Origin of the sequence: Flavobacterium sp. RSSA_27, from assembly GCF_051547125.1 — a bacterium.
GTDB lineage: Bacteria > Bacteroidota > Bacteroidia > Flavobacteriales > Flavobacteriaceae > Flavobacterium.
The window spans coordinates 460,829-479,225 of the sequence record NZ_JBPTTN010000002.1 but is presented as its reverse complement, the minus strand read 5'-3'; the positions used below and the strand labels follow the sequence as shown (position 1 = coordinate 479,225).

Here is an 18,397-nt window from a genome sequence, read left to right as displayed (position 1 = left end):
TTTTTAATTAGAAAGTTACGTTTAAGTTAAGACCTATACTTCTTGTAGATGGCATTCCATAAACATCTATCCCTTGTAAACCTTCGCCAGTACTTAATGAAATGTTTGGATCAAAAGGTGCGTCTTTGTAGATAAATCCTAAGTTTCTAGCAATTAAAGACAAGCTTGCTGATTGTAAAAATGGCAATTTCTTAGTATTGAAAGTATATCCAATAGAAACTTCTCTTAAACTTACATTTGTAGCATCATAAACATATTCTCCTGTTGCTCCAGCTCTACCACCAACTTGTTTGTAATATTTCTCAGCATCGTATTTCCCTGTAAAAGCTGTTCCATTTGGATACACTGCATTGATAGTTACACCACCTGCATTTCTAGCATCACCAGTTGCTTTTGAAACTCCAAACTCATCATTTGTTGCCTCTGTCAAGCTCATTACATCACCACCAAATCTAGCGTCAATCAATACATTAGCAAAGAAAGAACCGAATTTGAAAGCGTTTGAGAAGCCTAACATAAAATCAGGGTTAGCATTACCTACTTCTTCAAATTCTGTTTTTTGAATAGTTCCATCAGCGTTTAATAATATTCTACCTTGTTCGTCTCTTTTAATATTTACCCCTTCGATAACACCGAAAGGTCTTCCTTGTTGTAAAACATATCTGTAGTTATTTACTCCAGCTTCTGTCAAAATCACTTTTCCTCCTAATTCAGTTGGAATTTCTTCTACTTTATTTACGTTTTTAGAGTAGTTTACAGTTGCATCCCAAGAGAATTTTTCTCCATTAATAATTTTTCCAGTAACTACTGCTTCAAATCCTTGATTTGAGATACTTCCAGCATTAATTCCGTAATATTTAACTCCTAATGGATTGGTTGGTGGTGCTAAAACTTGTAAATATTGGTGCTTTGTATCTGAATTATAGTAAGACAATTCAAATCCTAAACGGCTGTCAAACATTCTCCACTCTGTACCGATCTCAATTTCTGATTTTAACTCAGGACGTAAAGAAGTACCTGGTTGAGGAGCAACTGTTGCTGGTTTGTTTCCCTCTGCTGTAAAACCGTAAGTGGGTGAAGTTACGAATGGGAAAATGTCATTTCCTACTTGAGCATAAGTAGCACGAACTTTACCATAGTTGATGAATTTTGGCATTGTTACCATTTCACTAAGAATAGCCGTTACCCCAACAGATGGATAGAAAAAGCCTGTATTATCAGTATTTGCCAAAGTTGATGACCAATCATTTCTTGCTGCAACGTCTAAAAATAACATGTCTTTATATCCAAAAGTTGTTGCTGCGAAAACAGATTGTACTTCTTTTCTTGAATCAACAGTTTGTAAGTTTAAGGCGTTATTTACAAAATTTCCTAGTGTAAACCAGTTCGCAATTTGTAAACCTCCACCGATTCCTGAATCTAATGTTGTTCTTTTATTTGCTAAAGTATTCGTGATACTTGTACCAACGTTTGCATTAAAAGTAAAATCCTCATTGAATTTGGTATTGATAGTTGCGATTAAATCACCATAACGTTGCGTACTTAAGTTGTTTATATCAATATATCTACCATTGATATGAGATAAGGTTCCTTGAGTTGTTGCGAAAATTTCTTTTGTAAATCCACTTTCAATTCTGTTATAACTATATCTAGCAGCAATAGACAACCAATCTGTAGCTTTATAATCTAAAGCTAAGTTACCGTTGAAGAAATTATTGGTGTCTTCTGATTGATTTCTGTTAATTCCCCAAAAAGGATTTTGCATGATATCTCTATCCGTCATCCAATTTTGAACGTACATGTTTCTAACGGGATCAAATACTTCAAAATTCTTTTGATAATCGTTAAAATCATTCCCTCTTGGCATTAAATAAACACCCGTAAGTGGGTTAAAGTACAAACCATTTACTGGTCTATTGTTTACTGTTCTTGTGGTATAGTTTGCATTGGCAGCAACAGTTAATTTGTCAAATAATTTACCCGACTGACGGAATCCAAAGTTGTTTTGTTTTAAACCATTTCCAGGAATAATGCCTGATGCGGTAGTATTAGAATATGACAATGAAGTAGAAGCAACATCAGAAGCCGTTGTAAAATTCAATGATGAAATTTGCGTACTACCTGTTTCAAAAAAGCCTTTTACATGGTTGCTTACTTTTTGTTTAGCCCCCCAAGTTTCTTCACCACCTGCAACAGCAACATAATCACTCTGAAATTTTGGTAAAAATGCTGCAGATTCAAAAGTCGTTACAGAAGAAGCTTTTAATTGAGATTTTCCTTGTTTTGCTTTTTTGGTTGACAATAACACAACACCTCTAGCTCCTTGAGAACCATACAATACAGAAGCTGCTGCTCCTTTCAATACTGTCATTCCTTCATAATCTTCAGGATTGATTAATGAAACAACATCTCCTCCATCACGGTTACCACCTGCTGTATCACCAAAAGCATTGTTTGGCTGTCCAGATGTACCGTTATACAATGGAATACCATCAATTACATACAAGGGTTGGTTGTTACTTACAGAAGAGTTACCACGAATTACTACTTTAGTTGATCCACCAGTACCTCCAGAGCTTCTTGTTACAGCAACACCCGCAATTTTACCTGCTACCGTATTAATAATATTAGCATCCTTTACTCTTGTAAACTCCTCACCTTTTAGTTCTTGAGCAGCATAAGTAATGGATTTTCTAGTTTTCTTAATACCTAATGATGTTACTACTACTTCAGTAAGTGCAGTAGTTGATTCACTTTTCAAAATCACTTTGATGGTATCCTCATCACCAACAACTTGTGATCTAGTTTCGTAACCCAAATAAGACACAATTAATGTTTTTCCTTTGTTCACTTTGATCGTAAATGTTCCATCAAAATCAGTTGATGTTCCATTTGACTCACCTTGTACTTGAACATTAGCAGCAGGTATGGGAGCACCGCTACCGTCAACTACCGTACCCTTGATTGTTTTTAGTTGCGCAAACGAGAGTTGCGTAGCAAAAACAAGCATAACGATTAATAAAATTTGTTTCATTTTTTAAATGTATTTGTTAGTTATGATGTAAACTTATTCTTAAGGCATTGTTAAAAAAAATAAATTATACCAACTGTATTATTTTTTAAACCAACGACATAATTTGTTCAATAATATGTTCTTCGAAAACGTTTTCTTATTTTCCTTTTTTCATCAATCGTAATTAAATTATACTTTTTATTTTGAAAAAGCTTGTTTTTATTAGCAAATTCATTATAGTTGCATAATCAAACTACAATGTTGATTGTATACAAAATTGTAATAAACTAGTGCACTATCCTAATGAATAAAATTAAAGACATGAAATTCGAGATCAAGATTCAAAATCATTTCTGGTTTTGGGGATTGTACTTTCTGTTGAATTTTCTGCGATGGGGAGCCTATTTTAATGATTACGAGTATTCCTTTAAATCCAACATCATTGAATTTGCATTACATATTCCATTAGTATATTTCAATCTTTTTGTATTAGTTCCAAGATTGGTTTTAAAATCAAAATACTTGCAATATACTCTTGCCTTATTAGCTACTTTAGCATGCATCTACATTTTAAAAACAGGTCTAACGTATTTTGTGATTTCAAAAGACATTTGGCCAGAAGCCAATCGAGATTATCAACCCTTTGAAATCAATCATATTCTTGCAGTATGTATTGGAGAATTATACGTTTTAGCTATGGCTTCTTCAATCTACTTGACTTTAACTTGGCTAAAAGAAAGGGAACGCAATAGAATTTTAACCGAGAATCAATACAAAATCAAACTTAAATATTTAAAAACTCAAATTCAACCCCATTTCTTTTTTAATACATTGAACAATCTTTATGCTTTATCACTAGAGCAATCCAACAAAGTTCCCGATGTAATTATAAAGCTATCAAAATTAATGGAATACGTACTTTATGATATTGAGGGAACTCAATTTGTACCATTGATAAAAGAATTAGACTACATTCAAAACTATATTGAAATTGAAAAATTGAGGTTCGAAAATGTATCAGTAGCGTTCAATCTTGAGTCTGATATCGATACTATTTGTGTTCCTCCTTTGTTACTTATCTCATTAATTGAAAACGCCTTCAAGCATGGTGGAATTAATAATGAGGCTCTAAAAATCAAAATAAATTGCAAAATCACTCCCGAAAACAAGCTCTTTTTTGAAATAATAAATAACTTTACGCCTTCTCAAAATGAAAATTCCAAAAATGGCATTGGACTAACTAATACAAAGAAAAGATTAAAATTAATATTTAAAAATGATTATCAATTAAGCCATAAAATCAAGTTTAATTTCTATATAATTCGATTGCAAATACCCGTAAAAAATGAAGATTAAGTGTGTATTAATTGATGATGAACCTTTAGGAATCAAAGTGCTCCAAAATTATTTTCAAAACTTTCCTGAATTTGAAATTATTGCCACATTTAATAATTCTATTGAAGCCTTAGATTTTTTAAATAACAATACAATTGACGCTTTATTTCTTGACATCAACATGCCTTTAATGTCAGGTTTTGAATTGATTCAATTGTACAATAACAAAGCCCATACAAAAATTATCATTACCACAGCGTTTCGGGAATTTGCTGCAGAAAGCTACGATTTAGATGTTTTAGACTATTTAGTAAAACCTATCCCTTTGCCTAGATTTATTAAATGTATTTCGAAAATAACAACTGAATTACAAAGTAAAATCGTTACTAAGAATGAAATTCATCGTGTTGATCCTCATATATTTATCAAAGTTGATAAGAAAATGGTAAAAATTAATATTGATGAAATCTTATTCATAGAAGGAATGAAAGAATATATCAAAGTAGTTACCCCTGAAAAAACATACATTACTCATAAATCCCTTTCTTCACTAACCGAAGAGCTTCCTGAAGAACGATTTATGCGCATTCATAAATCCTATACAATTGCACTAGATAAAGTAAAAACCATTGAGGGAAATAGAATTCAAATTACCTCATACACTATACCAATTGGAAGAAATTACAGCAAAGATGTAAAGAGCAAGATTTTAGATTAAATCCCAAAATCCTCGATTCATTCCAATGTCTTTTGTAGAAAAAAAAGAGTCGTTGGTTTAATACTAGCAGTATTTTATCGAAATAATTTTTTTATTAGTTGGTTAATAAATACATTTACAATTAGTCTTGAAATTTTAATTAATTAATCTCTATCTAAATTATGAATTCTGAAAATTTAAAAACCAATTGGGCTCAATTTATACCGCTAGTTATAGTCTTCTTTTTTTGGGGATTTGTTGCTGCAAGTAATGATATTTTAATCCCTGTTTTCAAAACTGCTTTTAATTTATCACAAGGGGAAAGCCAATTAGTTGCTTTTGCCTTTTATATTGCTTATACAGTTGGTTCATTAATCTATATGGGAGTTTCTGTAGCAATTCAAGAAGATTTAGTAAACAAAATTGGTTATAAAAATGGACTTTCATTAGGATTGCTTATTTCAGCTTTAGGAACCCTTTTATTTTATCCAGCAGCGAATACAGGTTCTTTTCCTTTAATGCTAGCTGGCCTTTTTATTGTTGGTTTAGGTTTTTCATTGCAACAAACAGTGGCCAATCCTCTTGCGATAGCTTTAGGCCCGATCAATACAGGCTCACAACGCCTTACATTGGCTGGAGGAATAAACAATCTAGGAACTACCATTGGACCACTTATTGTTAGTTTTGCCATTTTCGGTTCAAGTACAAATGCCAACACAAGTGCAAGTATCGAAAGTGTAAAAATTCCATATTTAGTATTAGGTGTAGCCTTCTTGTTAGTAGCAATACTTCTTAAATTTTCATCATTACCTGACAAACCAGCTTTGGTTGAAGAAACAGAAGCTCACGATGGCCTTCCTGCAAAAAAAACAGCTTTGCAATACCCTCAGTTAGTAATGGGTATGATTGCCATTTTCTTGTATGTAGGAGTTGAAGTTTCTACAGCAAGTAATTTACCAGCTTATATGGAAAGTAAATTAGGATTCTTAACTAAAGACGTTGCTCCATATATCTCTCTTTATTGGGCAAGTTTGATGATTGGGCGTTGGACAGGAGCTGTTGAAGCCTTTACTGATAATATGAGTTGGCAAAAAATATTGAGATTTATCGCTCCTTACCTAGCTTTTGGTGTATTTTTAGCTGTTAATGCCATTGCAAAACACGACCTAACTCCTTTCTACATTTACGGATTAGTAATTATTGTTCTAATTGCAGCTGATATAGCTAGTAAAGGAAATCCAGCCAGAATGTTATTAATTTTTTCTACGCTTGGAATCATTGCAACTGGAATAGGAATGACAACTAGTGGAATGGTAAGTGTTTATGCCTTAACAAGTGTTGGTTTGTTTTGTAGTACCTTATGGCCTTGTATCTTTACTTTAGCAGTAAGCGGACTTGGAAAAAACACTAGCCAAGGAAGTAGTTTCTTGATTATGATGATTATGGGCGGTGGATTTATCAGTGTATTACAGGGTAAAGTTGCTGAAGGAATCGGAATCCAAGAGAGTTACATTGTTGGAATTCTTTGTTTTGCTTACTTGGCTTTTTATGCATGGAGAGTAAGCGGAATCCTTAGAGCTCAAGGTATTGATTTTGACAAAAAAGTTTCTGGTGGACACTAAGAAGTGATTCAAATAATTTAAAAAACCCATTCTAATAAAATAGATTGGTTTTTTTTATTAAAACTCAAGTAACTTAAAATCGCTTATATGAAATTCATTTGAGCATAAAATATTGCATTTTCAGCCAGTTTAGATACTAACAAAAAAACTCCCATTTGCGAGGCATAATGGGAGTTTTCATTAGTATACAATCTAAAATGATAAATCGTTAGTCAACGATCTCAAATTTATTTGTTTCCTTTTTCAAAATCAGCTACAAATTGAGCCAATCCGATATCTGTTAAAGGGTGTTTCAATAAACCATAAATAGCTGAAAGTGGGCCAGTCATAACATCAGCACCAATTTTAGCACAATTTACAATATGCATTGTATGACGAACTGAAGCTGCCAAAATTTGAGTTTCGTAACCGTAGTTATCATATACCAATCTAATCTCTTCAATCAAATTCAATCCATCAGTTGAAACGTCATCCAAACGCCCTACAAATGGAGAAACATAAGTTGCTCCAGCTTTTGCTGCTAAAATAGCTTGGCCTACAGAAAAAACAAGGGTTACATTGGTTTTAATTCCTTTATCAGAAAAGTATTTGGCAGCCATTACCCCTTCTTTTGTCATTGGTAATTTCACCACGATTTGCTCGTGCAAATCGGCTAATTCTTCACCTTCTTTGATCATTCCATCATAATCCAAAGCATTTACCTCGGCACTAACATCACCTTCAACCAAATTACAGATATCCACATAATGTTTTAAAATATTATTTTTCCCAGTAATGCCCTCTTTAGCCATCAAAGAAGGATTTGTAGTAACTCCATCCAATACTCCTAATGCTTGAGCTTCTTTTATCTGAGCCAAATTAGCCGTGTCAATAAAAAATTTCATAATTGATTTATATTTAATTGTGTGTTTTAATTTGGTGCTAAATTACAATTTATAATGATTCATAAGCATTTTTTCATAGACTTTATCAGGAAGTATTCGCTTTAAAACTATGGAAAACTTCTGCATAAAAGCCCCCACTTTATAATGAATTTTTGGTGAAGGTGTCTGGATAATTTTGTAAACTGCTTCTGCCATTTCTAGAGGATTGTTTCCGCTATCCACATGTTCATTCATAGCTTGTAATGTTTTACCATAAACCCTCTCATAAGCAGAGCCTTCAATAACTGGGGCATGATATCTTCCTGAAGCAATATTAGTTGCAAAATCTCCTGGTGCCACATTAGTAATTGAAATCCCAAAATCTTTGACTTCCATACGCAAAGCTTCGGTTATAAGTTCTAAAGCACCCTTTGAAGCTGAATATACGCTTCTGTATGGCAAACCCATATAGCCCGCAATTGAAGTGATATTGATTATCAAACCTGATTTTTGTAGTCGCATTTGTGGCAAAACAGTTTTCATTACTTCAATCGGGCCAAAAAAATTAGTTTCGAAATTGTTTTTAATTTCCTCAATAGGAATCTCCTCTAAAGGACCTGTAATACCTACACCTGCATTGTTTATAACTACATCAATTTTTCCCGAAGAAGCAATAATGTAATTTACAGCCGCTTGAATTGAAGCACTGTTTCTAACATCTAAAGCAATTAATGGAAAAACAGAATCGCTATTTTTTTCTGGATGACGACTAGTTCCAAAAACAATGCATCCTTTTTGATGCAAAAACTCTCCAATAGATTTACCTATTCCGGATGATCCACCAGTAATTAAAACGACTTTATTCATTATTTTAAAATATGGATAAGGTAAAAATAAAAAAATCTTCCCTGAGGAAGACTACATTAATCAAAAGAAACAAAAAATGGCAAGCGACCTACATCGCACCGCTCAACCGCTTACCCTTGCTGCGTTCCCACCCTGGGGGAGTCTGCAGGAGCTGGTCGTGTAGGACTTGCCGGTGCAAATATACAATCTTTTTATATTTTTGCAAGAGCTTTGACTCTTAAAAATATCGTTGTATATTGGCTTATTCAAAAATTTTAGTCATGAAAAAACTCAACCTGCTTTATATCATTTTATTAGGAATCATTACCACCAACTGTGGCGATACAAAAAAAGGCGAAAATTCTATTTTTACGATCGATAATTCTGTTTTTAAACCTTTTTACACTTCAAATGATGTTTTAAAAGTTGGTGTTTTAAACCCAGCTTCAAAAACTATTGACAGTATAGTGTATTACATCAATGACAACAAAATTGCTACTAGTAAAGGAAATGCTACTCTTGATTTCCCTTTGAAGAATCAAAAATTAGGTTACCAAAACATTAAAGCATTGGTGTTTTTTGGAGGTGATAGTTCTGAAGCTACATCCAGAGTAGAATTAGTTTCAGATGTTGAACCAAAATTGCTAAAATATACAGTTATCAACACCTATCCACACGACATTAAGTCCTTTACAGAAGGATTAGAATTTTACAAAGACACCCTATATGAAAGTACGGGTCAAAAAGGTTCTTCCTATGTCAGAAAATACGACTATAAAACTGGAAAAATTTACAAACAAATCGATTTAGACCCAGCCTATTTTGGTGAAGGTATCACAATTTTGAATAATAAAATTTACCAACTAACTTGGCAAGAGAAAACAGGTTTTATTTATGATGTCAATACCTTCAAATTAGAAAAAAAATTCACCTACGACAAAGAAATTGAAGGATGGGGTATGACTAATGATGGAAAAAGTATATTCCACACAGATGGTACCGAAAAAATTTGGACACTCAACCCTTCGACTCAAAAATTAGAAAGTAACATTAATGTATATTCTGGTCAATCCAAAATAAAAAGTATTAATGAATTAGAATTTGTTGAAGGCAAAATTTACACCAACGTTTGGCTCAAAGACGCCATTGCAATTATCAATCCCACAAATGGTGGTGTTGAAGGGGTTTTGGATTTATCCAAATTAAGAAAAGAATTAAAAAGTCCTACAGCAGAAGCGTTAAATGGAATTGCATACAACCCAAAAACCAAAACCATCTTTGTTACAGGTAAAAATTGGGATAAAATGTTCGAAATAAAAGTATCCGAATAAAATTGTAAACAACACACAAGTTTCACAAATTTCATGAATCTATCATGATTATTTGTGAATTTTGTGTTTATAGACATCCTATCATGACTACATTAATTACTAACATCAAAGAGCTATTACAAGTTCGTGAAGAAAACATCACAAAGGTTTCTGGAGCAGAAATGGCTATTTTACCAACCATCAAAAATGCGTATTTAGTACTACATAATGATTTGATTGCTGATTTTGGTTCAATGGAAAACCTGCCTACTATAAAGGCCGACACAACAATTGATGCTAGTGGAAAAATAGTACTCCCTTCCTGGTGTGATAGTCATACTCATATTGTTTACGCTGGAAATCGCGAACAAGAATTTGTAGATAGAATCAACGGGTTGACTTACGAAGAAATTGCAAATCGTGGTGGTGGCATCTTAAATTCTGCTCAAAAACTAAACGAAACTACAGAAGATGAATTATATCGTCAATCAGAAGAAAGACTCAAAGAAGTTCTACAATTGGGAACTGGAGCTGTTGAAATAAAATCGGGATACGGTTTAACAGTCGAGGGTGAACTAAAAATGTTGCGTGTTATTAAAAAATTAGCCAGCAATTACCCTATTACAATTAAGGCTACTTTTTTAGGTGCACATGCCTTCCCTAGCCTATTCAAAGACAACAAAGAAGCCTATATTGATTTGCTTATTCATGAAATGCTTCCTAAAATTGCTGACGAAAATTTAGCTGATTTTATAGATGTTTTTTGTGAAAAGGGTTATTTTACAGTAGCACAAACCGAAAAAATTATAGCGGCTGGAATTCAATATGGATTACAACCTAAAATCCATGTCAACCAGTTCAATTCTATTGGTGGAATTCAAGTTGGAGTGCAACATAAAGCACTTTCGGTTGACCACCTCGAAGTAATGACACCAGAAGATATAGAAGTACTAAAAGGGACTTCAACAATGCCAGTTGCTTTACCATCTTGCTCCTATTTCTTGAGTATTCCTTACACACCTGCTCGTGAAATGATAAAAGCGGGACTGCCTTTAGCTTTAGCTACAGATTTCAATCCTGGATCGACACCATCAGGCAACATGAATTTTGTTGTAGCCACTGCTTGTATAAAAATGAAAATGACACCCGAAGAAGCCATAAACGCAGCAACCATTAATGGCGCTTTTGCTATGGGACTTTCACATTCTCATGGAAGCATAACCGTTGGAAAAAAAGCCAATCTCATAATTACAAAACCTCTTACTTCTTATTATCAAATGCCCTATGCTTTTGGAAGTAATCTAATAGAAAGTGTAGTTTTAGATGGCAAACTATATGTATAAAAAAAGGAGGATTTTACAATCCTCCTTTATCTATTATCTATATTCTTTTATTATCTCAAAGTAAAACTTGTTTTAGAAACCAATACATCTTTATCGAAAATATTGATAAAATAAGTTCCTTTTTCAAAATTATTACCTTTTAAATCCTCTGTAACATCAACAGTCTTATTTTGATAAGTCACGGTAGTTGCAAAACTATAGGTTAAAATATTATCTCCAAATGTCTCTGTTTGCTTATCACCTAAAACATTATTTTTGCTATCAATAACCTGTACATAATAGGTTTTGTCACCCGATTTTGCAATTTGATTTTCGGCAATAGTGAAACTAATTTTTAAAATATCAGCTCTACTTGCCTTGTCAGTTTCTATTTGTTTTCCTGAACTTCTTAATTTGTATGCGGCCGTTTTGGTATTCAAAATAGTTAATTTTGATCCTTTTTCAACTGTTTTAGAAAGTTCTTCATTTTGACCTACTAATACCTCGTTAAACTTTTTAGATTCACCTAAAACTACTACTGTACTGTCTCTTTGGGCAGTTACTTTTTCATTCGCTATTTTCAATCCTTCGTTCTCTTTCATCAAAGACTGCATTTTGTTTTGCAGCACAGACAATTGTTTTTTGAATTTTGAAACATCTCCTTTAGATTGGTTCAATTCATCCATTAAAGCTACAATTTTATCTCTTTCTTGGATTAATTCTTTTGACATCGTAGTGTTTTCGGCAATTGCGGCGTCATAAGTTGTTTTTAACGTTTGTAAATCCTTCATTACGGATTCTTTTTCGGTTAAGGTGTTAGTTAGTTCTGTCTTTACCACCTCGGCATCCGAAGACATTTTAAAAATATATACTAAACTAGCTACTAATAATACTGCTAAAACGGCAATAATAGCCTTTAGACTTGAATTGTTTTGTTGATTTTCCATGCTTTTTTAATTTTTGTTCAAATTTAGGGATATAATACAAAGTTATAACGTCTGTTAACATATTTATATTATTTTTGAAATAAAAAAATGGAAAAATTAATCCGATTCACCTCAAGTGACCTCGCTAAGATCACAAATCATAGAAGTGGTGAAATCAAGTTTGGTGAAAAAATGGTTACCATACCCACTGGTACAGATCTAGTTTCTTTCATCAAAGCTTCCGAAGCAAAATATATACTACTTGGAATCCCAGAAGACATTGGTATCCGTGCAAATTATGGCAGACCAGGAGCTGCTTCAGCATGGGAAAGTGCTATAAAAAGCATTGCTAATATTCAGCATAATAGATTTTGCAAAGGAAGCCAAATTTTGGTACTAGGCCAAATAGACGTAAGCTCCGAAATGAATGAAGTCCAAAATTTAGATTTCAACGATGTTGATGACCGATCCAAACTAAGTCAGTTAGTAAAAAAAATTGACAAAGAAGTATCCTATATAGTTTGCAAAATCATGCAAGCTGGTAAAATTCCTATCATAATTGGTGGTGGACACAACAATTCTTACGGAAATATCAAAGGAACTGCTTTGGCCAAAGGTAAAGCCATCAATGCAATCAACTTTGATGCCCATTCTGATTTTAGAATTTTGGAAGGAAGACATAGTGGCAACGGTTTTTCCTATGCCTTTGAAGAAGGTTTTCTAAAAAAATACTTCATATTTGGTTTGCATGAAAACTACACTTCCAAAAGTGTTTTGGATATTATTAAGAAACTTGAAGATCGTGTTCGCTATACTACGTATGACAGTATAAATATTAGGAAAGAAAAAGACTTTAAGCAAGAAATGGCAGTAGCTTTAGATTTTATTAAAAATGATCCTTTTGGAATCGAAATTGATCTAGATGCCATCCCAAATATTGCCAGTAGCGCCATGACTTTAAGTGGTTTTTCAATAGAAGAATTACGAACTTTCATTTCATTTTTTGCCAAACAAAAAAACGCCTCCTATATTCATATTTGTGAAGGAGCACCAGATTTAGATCAAGAAAAGAACAATCATTTAATTGGTAAATTAATTGGTTATTTGGTTACCGATTTTATAAAAGGATACAATCAAAACGTAATGTAGCACTACTTTTGGGTCAAACTAATTTAGGTTAATTCCAGGGCAAAAGCATGAGTTTGAAAAAATAAAAAATAGCCACAAATTTCAAGAAAGTGGAAAAACTTTGACCGCAGCTTGGCTAACTTTTTTTACCGCTGATTCGCTGATTTTCAAAAATTATAAAAAGTGTTAGATAGAATTACACAAACAAACACAAATTAGAATATCATAAGTAGCACAAACATGCTAAAGGAAGATAACATTCGTCTCATTCAAATTTTAGCACCACAAAAATTAGTGTGTATTAGTGGTATTAGTGGCGAAAATAAATAGTGTGTTTGCTGAGGTTAACCAAATAACTGAGTCATCAAAAATAATAACACTATCTTTGTCTACTAATTCTTTGTAATTTACAAAGTGTTCAAAATTCAAAAATATGTTATTCGAAGATTTATCCCTTTCAAAAAGTATACAAAAAGCAGTATTTGAAGAAGGTTATACAGAACCTACTCCAATACAAGAACAGGCTATTCCTCTAGTTTTATCAGGAAGAGACCTTGTAGGTTGCGCTCAAACAGGTACTGGAAAAACAGCTGCTTTTGCTATCCCAATCATTCATCAACTCCATCGAATTGTTGGGTCATCCAAAAAAGCGAAAATAACACGAGCACTTGTTGTTACCCCAACTAGAGAACTTGCCGTTCAAATTGGACAAAATTTTGACACCTATGCAAAATATACTAATTTGACACAATTAACGATTTTTGGAGGTGTTTCCCAAAACCCACAAGTAGATACTTTACGTCAAGGAGTAGATGTGTTAATTGCCACTCCAGGAAGATTATTAGACCTTCACAAACAAGGATTTATTACTCTAGATCATTTGCATACATTAGTTTTAGATGAAGCGGATCAAATGCTGGATATGGGATTTGTGAATGATGTCAAGAAGATTGTAAAGTTAACCCCAAAAAATAGACAAACGCTTCTTTTTTCAGCTACAATGCCAATGGCGATTCGAGAATTGGCTGAAATGTTTTTAAATGATCCAGCAACAGTTACGGTTTCTCCTGTTTCTTCTACGGCAGAAAAAGTAGAACAAAGATTGTATTTTGTTGAAAAATCTGAAAAAAGAAACTTGCTGTATCATTTGATAAAAAACGAAAATTTAAGCGATGTTTTAGTTTTTTCAAGAACAAAGCATGGTGCTGATAATGTTGTAAAAGCACTACGTAAAAAAGGAATTCCGGCTGAAGCAATTCATGGAGACAAATCTCAAAACGCTAGACAACGCGTTTTAGATGCTTTTAAAAATAAGGAAGTTGGAGTGCTAGTAGCTACAGATATTGCCGCCAGAGGTATAGATATTGATCAATTGCCATTTGTTATTAACTTTGATTTACCCAATATACCAGAAACCTATGTGCACCGAATTGGGAGAACAGGCCGTGCAGGAAATGGAGGTATTGCCATTTCGTTTTGTGGAAAAGACGAACATCCTTACTGGAAAGATATTCAAAAACTAATCAAAGTTGAGGTAAAAACGATTTCTGATCACCCCTACCCTTGGCAATCTGGAAATCCTGAATCAGCTACTGAAAAACCCAAAAATTCTAATCGAAGTGGTGGTGCACATAAATCAAGAAAATCAGCAAAAGCAAAACAAAACAAAAAGCGTTGGTACTAAACAACGCTTTTTACATTTTGTATCAAAGTTGTCATCACCTTGAATAATTTAGATTGATCAAACGGTTTAATAATTATATCGTTCATGCCTGATGAAAGTGCTTCTTCTGCAATTTCTTCCTTATCAAATGCTGTTAATGCAACAACGGGGGTATCTATATTTTTACTTCTAATTAGTCGAGTGGTTTCAAAACCATTAATTAATGGCATATTAATATCCATCAAAATAATATCGAAAGTTTCATTTTCAAGAATTTTTAATGCCTCAATACCATTATCCACTACTGTGCATTTGTAATTGTTTTTTTCCATTATTTTTTGGGTGACTAACTGATTGATTCGGTTATCTTCAACCACCAAAACCTTAAAAATCTCACTATTGGTCAAATCTACCCTAATACTGTTAATCAATTGTTTGGTTTTTTCCATATTACTTTCAAAAGGAATCGTAAAGCGGAAAGTCGTTCCTTTTCCTAGTTCGCTTTCTAATGAAATTTCACTTCCGAATAAATGCAATAATCTTTTTACAATAGACAACCCAAGACCAGTTCCTTGATAATCAGTGTCATTACGCCCCACTTGAACGAATTTATCAAATATTTTATCTTGGTCTACAGCTGCAATACCCACACCGGTATCAATAATTGCAAAACTAATATGATGTATCGCACCTTCATTTTTTTCCAAACTTACAGTAATGGTAATTCTGCCATTTTTAGTAAACTTCAAAGCATTACTTATTAAGTTCATAATGATTTGAGAGAAACGCAATTTGTCGCCAATTATATATTCAGGGATTTTGGAGTCAACTATCAACTCAACTTTATTATTATTGTTTTGAGATATAAAGGAAAGTGACTGAATGATCAATTCAATTTCATCAGCAATATTAAAAGTCATACTTTCTAAAATCACCCTATTTTCTTCGATCTTATTTATTTGAAGGATATCATTTACCAATGATAATAAATATCGGGCTGAAAACTTTAACGAACTTAAATGTTGACTTTGGGATAGATCTTTGTATTCATCAATTAACATATTGGTAATCCCGATGACACCATAGAGCGGTGTTCTTAATTCGTGACTTATTGTGGAAACGAATTGGGATTTCATCTGTGAAGCTTCCTCAGCTTTTTCTTTGGCTAATAACAAATCATTATTAGCAATAGTCAATTCTTTATTGACTTTTCTTTTAAATGCATTGTTTCGAATTAAAGTAAATATAAACATCAGCAATACAAAAAGTACGATGATAAACAAAACCACAATAATTTTTGACTTGTTAAGATTTTGTTTTTGTGCTTCTTTGATTAATTCTATTTTGGTTAATTCTCTTTTATATTCATCCAATTCAACATTTAATCCAGCAATTGAAGCTTTGAAAAGTTTATCTTCATTATAGATTTTTTCTTTGAGTGCATCAAACTTTCTTAAATGCAAATAAGCATCTTTATAATTTCCAGTTTTAAATAGCATCTTTGAGAATTCATTATGAGCATAGGAAACATCATTCAATTCATTGTACTCGTACCCCAATTCAATTGCCTTTTCATAGAATATTCTAGCTTTTTCATAATCGCCAATGTGATCACAATACATTCCATTAACCATTTGATGAACAACACTAAGCGTTTCATTTCCGTACTTTTCAAAATTAGCATTAGAATAAATTAAAAATTCCAAACCCTCATCATAATTGAAGTTATCAAAATAGGCCCATGCCAAATTTAAACTTGCCATTAATGCATAGGTAGTATTCGGAATTTTTTTACTGTGAAAAATAGCCTTTTTGTAGTACTCAGTCCCTCTTTTATATTGTCTTTTCTCAAAACAATATATATTCGCTAAATTATTATTCGCTTTAAATTTTAAAGAATCATTAAGCGTTTTATTAGCATAAAACAAGGCTTTTTTATAATACTCAATTGATTTATCAAATTCAGAAAACTCACTGTAATTTGACCCAATAATATTATACGAGGTTGAGATAAGAATACTGTCTTTGAGTAATAAAGCTTTTTTTAATACTTCTCTAGACAATAGTAAAGATTTTTCAAAATCTTGATTTCTATAAAAATTAGTAGCTTGTTCAGATTGCTTTACAAGTTCTTTTCTATCCAACTTAATGTTTTGAGCTGATAAAAAAGAAGTTTTAATTGACAATAAAACAAATACTAAAACAATTCGATTTGGGAGCATAATTGTTCAATATTTCTCCAAATATACAGTTATAAACTAATAAATCATTAAGAGAATTTGAAAAAACATACACATCGGATAAATAAATTTATTTTATAAACCTATTCCTAATAACATTAATAAGTAAGCCAGACATGGCAAAAAAAAACCTATTTAAATTAATAAATAGGCTTAGTATACTTGAGTTAGAAAACTAGCTCTCTTCCTCCCATTTTCCAACTACAGAAGTGGCCAATGCATTTCCTAAAACGTTGGTAGCACTTCTAAACATATCACAAAAATGATCTATGGGCAAAATCAATGCAATGCCCTCAATAGGTATATCAAACATCCCACAAGTAGCGGCCACCACAACCAAACTGGCTCTTGGAACCCCTGCAATACCTTTACTTGTTAGCATCAAAACAAATAACATAGTAAATTGAGTTGGAAGATCCAAATGAATACCATATGCTTGAGCAATAAATATACCTGCAAATGTCATGTACATCATACTACCATCAAGATTAAAAGAATAGCCCAAAGGAAGCATAAAAGAAACTATTTTATCTTTTACTCCGAAATTTTCTAATTCTTCGGTGAGCTTTGGAAAAACTGCCTCAGAACTAGTTGTTCCAAATGCAATAATTAAAGGGCTTACAATTCGATTTAGAAGTTCTTTCATTTGTTTGCCTAAGAAAAAGTATCCCACAACAATTAATATCACCCATAAAGAAGCGATTCCAATTAAAAAAGAACCAAAAAATTTAAAGTAAGTGATGGCTAATTCATTAAAATCTCTTACAGCAAAAACTCCAGCAATTGCGCCAAAAACACCAATAGGGGCAAAATTCATTACAAAATTTACCATTTTCAAAACGATGTGCGAAATCTTATCCATAGCATTGACTATGGGCTTTGCATTTTCTCCCATGGATGCAGCTGCTAAACCAAAGAAAATAGAAAACACTACAATTTGTAATATTTCATTAGTTGCCATCGCTTCAAAAATACTTTTAGGCACAATGTGTTCAATGAAATTATTAAACGATAAATTTTGTGTCTTGGCAGTAACATCAGAAGCCGAAGCTAAATCAACATTAGACAAATTAAGTCCAACTCCTGGTTCTAAAATGTTTACATAAAACATTCCAATCAAAAGAGAAATAAATGAAGCTGTAAAAAACCACCCCAATGCTTTCCCTCCTATTCTACCCACTGCTTTTATATCCCCTAATTTTGCGATACCTACAACCAAAGTTGTAAAAACTAAGGGCGAAATAATCATTTGAACTAAACGAATAAAAATAGTCGCTAAAATTTTTATTTTATTGCTAAACTCCTGTGCCGATTCAACAGCTATTGAATTATGAATGATAACTCCGAGAATAGCCCCCAGAATCATGGCAATTAATATTTGCCCAGTTAGGCTCTTAAAAAAAGGTTTCTTAGTCGTTTGAATTGTAGCCAT

General features: G+C 32.7%; 13 protein-coding genes and 1 other RNA gene. 7 read left to right on the top strand and 7 right to left on the bottom strand.

The genetic code is table 11. The features are described 5' to 3' along the window. Positions 1–7: 7 nt before the first annotated feature. The gene (locus ACSVH5_RS04905) at positions 8–3,034 is read right to left on the bottom strand and encodes a SusC/RagA family TonB-linked outer membrane protein (protein WP_438060340.1); all 3,027 of its coding nucleotides are present in this window, start codon (positions 3,032–3,034) and stop codon (positions 8–10) included. Positions 3,035–3,334: 300 nt separating this feature from the next. Between ACSVH5_RS04905 and ACSVH5_RS04900 the strand changes: the two genes are divergently transcribed. From ACSVH5_RS04900 to ACSVH5_RS04890, 3 genes are all read left to right on the top strand, one after another. Next, positions 3,335–4,369, top strand: coding sequence for a sensor histidine kinase (locus tag ACSVH5_RS04900; RefSeq protein ID WP_438060339.1), 1,035 nt, complete (start codon positions 3,335–3,337; stop codon positions 4,367–4,369). Continuing rightward, complete coding sequence (locus ACSVH5_RS04895; protein WP_438060338.1) at positions 4,359–5,066, top strand: LytR/AlgR family response regulator transcription factor; 708 nt, start codon at positions 4,359–4,361, stop codon at positions 5,064–5,066. Before ACSVH5_RS04900 ends, ACSVH5_RS04895 begins: the two co-directional genes overlap by 11 nt. Before the next feature lie 161 nt (positions 5,067–5,227). After that, positions 5,228–6,667, top strand: coding sequence for an MFS transporter (locus tag ACSVH5_RS04890; protein WP_438060337.1), 1,440 nt, complete (start codon positions 5,228–5,230; stop codon positions 6,665–6,667). A 227-nt stretch (positions 6,668–6,894) separates the two neighbouring features. Here the strand turns inward: ACSVH5_RS04890 and fsa are convergent, their stop codons facing one another. The 3 genes from fsa to ffs all read right to left on the bottom strand — a co-directional run bounded on the left by fsa (position 6,895) and on the right by ffs (position 8,569). Continuing rightward, positions 6,895–7,551, bottom strand: coding sequence for a fructose-6-phosphate aldolase (gene fsa / locus ACSVH5_RS04885; protein WP_438060336.1), 657 nt, complete (start codon positions 7,549–7,551; stop codon positions 6,895–6,897). 42 nt (positions 7,552–7,593) lie between these two features. Next, a complete protein-coding gene (locus ACSVH5_RS04880) occupies positions 7,594–8,397 on the bottom strand; it encodes an SDR family oxidoreductase (protein ID WP_438060335.1) in 804 nt (267 codons plus the stop codon). Positions 8,398–8,471: 74 nt separating this feature from the next. Beyond that, positions 8,472–8,569, bottom strand: an RNA gene (ffs, locus tag ACSVH5_RS04875) — signal recognition particle sRNA small type. Between the two features lie 88 nt (positions 8,570–8,657). On the opposite strand from ffs, the gene ACSVH5_RS04870 reads away from it, so the two are divergent. Together ACSVH5_RS04870 and hutI are read left to right on the top strand one after the other, a co-directional pair. Further along, the gene (locus ACSVH5_RS04870; protein WP_438060334.1) at positions 8,658–9,707 is read left to right on the top strand and encodes a glutaminyl-peptide cyclotransferase; all 1,050 of its coding nucleotides are present in this window, start codon (positions 8,658–8,660) and stop codon (positions 9,705–9,707) included. An 83-nt stretch (positions 9,708–9,790) separates the two neighbouring features. Continuing rightward, the gene (gene hutI / locus ACSVH5_RS04865; protein WP_438060333.1) at positions 9,791–11,029 is read left to right on the top strand and encodes an imidazolonepropionase; all 1,239 of its coding nucleotides are present in this window, start codon (positions 9,791–9,793) and stop codon (positions 11,027–11,029) included. A gap of 50 nt (positions 11,030–11,079) precedes the next feature. On the opposite strand, the gene ACSVH5_RS04860 is transcribed toward hutI, so the two are convergent. Further along, a complete protein-coding gene (locus tag ACSVH5_RS04860; protein WP_438060332.1) occupies positions 11,080–11,955 on the bottom strand; it encodes a hypothetical protein in 876 nt (291 codons plus the stop codon). A gap of 87 nt (positions 11,956–12,042) precedes the next feature. Here ACSVH5_RS04860 and ACSVH5_RS04855 point away from each other — a divergent pair, with 87 nt between their 5' ends. Continuing rightward, positions 12,043–13,083: a formimidoylglutamase gene (locus tag ACSVH5_RS04855; protein ID WP_438060331.1), complete on the top strand. Its 1,041-nt coding sequence runs from the start codon at positions 12,043–12,045 to the stop codon at positions 13,081–13,083. Between the two features lie 412 nt (positions 13,084–13,495). Beyond that, complete coding sequence (locus ACSVH5_RS04850; protein ID WP_438060330.1) at positions 13,496–14,746, top strand: DEAD/DEAH box helicase; 1,251 nt, start codon at positions 13,496–13,498, stop codon at positions 14,744–14,746. Here the strand turns inward: ACSVH5_RS04850 and ACSVH5_RS04845 are convergent. After that, complete coding sequence (locus tag ACSVH5_RS04845) at positions 14,743–16,947, bottom strand: response regulator (RefSeq protein ID WP_438060329.1); 2,205 nt, start codon at positions 16,945–16,947, stop codon at positions 14,743–14,745. The genes ACSVH5_RS04850 and ACSVH5_RS04845 overlap by 4 nt on opposite strands. A 193-nt stretch (positions 16,948–17,140) precedes the next feature. Beyond that, positions 17,141–18,397 (bottom strand): dicarboxylate/amino acid:cation symporter, encoded by a 1,257-nt coding sequence (locus ACSVH5_RS04840; protein WP_438060328.1) that lies wholly within the window; start codon positions 18,395–18,397, stop codon positions 17,141–17,143.